Source organism: Streptomyces ossamyceticus (genome assembly GCF_001418475.1).
Taxonomy (GTDB): Bacteria; Actinomycetota; Actinomycetes; order Streptomycetales; family Streptomycetaceae; genus Streptomyces; species Streptomyces ossamyceticus.
Genome location: NZ_LIQX01000598.1, coordinates 1 through 1596, shown reverse-complemented (window position 1 = coordinate 1596; position 1596 = coordinate 1). Strand labels below are relative to the sequence as shown.

The 1596-nt window shown below is 72.6% G+C and carries 2 protein-coding genes; both read right to left on the bottom strand.

The window, feature by feature from the left end:
• Positions 1-450, bottom strand: a 450-nt coding sequence (locus AOK15_RS34380) for a VOC family protein (protein ID WP_167738892.1), incomplete at its 3' end; no start/stop codon positions are given.
• Between the two features lie 70 nt (positions 451-520).
• Complete coding sequence (locus AOK15_RS34375; protein WP_055522229.1) at positions 521-1540, bottom strand: hypothetical protein; 1020 nt, start codon at positions 1538-1540, stop codon at positions 521-523.
• Between the last annotated feature and the right edge of the window lie 56 nt (positions 1541-1596).

The following is a 1596-nucleotide window of genomic DNA, read 5'->3' as shown; positions in this document are numbered from 1 at the left end:
CCAGAACCGGGCCATGGCCCGCGGGTCCGCGCAGTCGACCACCACCGCGGCGATCGGCCCGGTGTCCCGGTAGACCTCGCGGGGCTCCAGCACACAGAACTCGTTGCCCTCGGGGTCGGCGAGGACCGTCCACGGCACGTCGCCCTGGCCCACGTCGGCGGGGGTCGCGCCGAGTTTCCGCAGCCGTGCGACCAGTTCCGTCCGCTGGGCGGCCGAGTGGGTGGCGATGTCGAGGTGCACCTGGTTCTTCGCGGGGGTCTTGGGCTCCGGCACGGGCACGACGTCGACCCCGAGGGCGACCGGATGCGGCCAGACGAGCCCGCCGGCGGGGCCGACGTAGGTGGCGGCGCCGGGGCGGTAGGCGGTCCAGCCGAGTGCCTCCGCCCAGAACCGGCCGACCGCCGCGGCATCGACGGCCTTGACGATCACATGCACGGGTCGCAGCGCCATGCCGCCGATCCTATGCAGCGGTGGACGGCCCGCCGGGCGACCGGCTGACGGGCCGTCGGAGAACGCCCCGTCAGGACGGGCGGCGCAGGACGCGTTTGAAGCCCCAGATGACGACGACGGCGCCGACGACGGCGATCGCGCCCACCTTGAGGCCCGAGCCGGTGCCGTCGGCGTCCTGCCCGGCGGACGGGCCGCCCCCGCCGGAGGAGGACGAGCCGGAGCCGCCGTTGCCGGAGCCACCGCCGGAGCCGCCGCCGGGGACGTCGCGCGCGACGACCGTGCTGCCGACGCCCTCACTGCCGTACATGATCTTCGAGCCGTCGGTGGTGTATGTGAGGGACTCGCCCTGCCGTTGCAGGGGCACGCTCAGCCGGTCGGCCTTCTCGATCTTCCCGCCGTTCCAGTCGTAGAGGATCGCGCCGAAGTACGAGCGCAGGGCGAGGTGCTTGCCGTCCGGCGAGAACGCCCCGTCGGTGACCTCCAGATCGGGCACGGAGGCGACCTGCTTGAAGATGTTCGTGCCGGACGCGGAGAGTTCGGCCGGGCCCTCGTACAGCGAGCCCCCCGCCTCGTTCTTGTCGGCGATGTAGACCCGCCCGGTCTTCGGGTGCACCATCAGCGCCTCCGCGTCCCGCGCCCCGTCCTCGTACTTCACGACGTACTGCGTGGCCTTGAGCGTCTGGTCCTTGAGCTGCTTGGGCTCCGGCAGCTCGTAGATCCACACGTACTGCCAGGTCCCGCCGAGGTTGTCGCCGATGTCGCCGACGTAGAGGTGGTTGTCCGGGCCGATGGAGATCGCCTCGACGTCCCGTGGTGTGCCGACACCGGTCAACGTCACCGTGGCGACCGTCTTCCCGGTCCTGCCGTCCACGGCGTACAGGAACGCGCCGTCGTCGCTGTCGTTGTGCGTCCAGTACACGCCGGGGTGCTGACGCGAGGCCGCGAGACCGCTGGACTCGGTGATCCTCGGGTCCTTCACCGTGAAGTTGCCGTCGTCGGCGGCCGCGGGCACGGCCGGTACGGCGGCGAGCGACGCGCCGGCGAGCACGGCGAGACCGGCGAGGAGGGGGCGGCGGGATGGTCGGCGCATGCCTCCCACCCTGCCATGCCGCTGCGCGGGGCGGAGGTGGGAGAGCTTCACGGGGG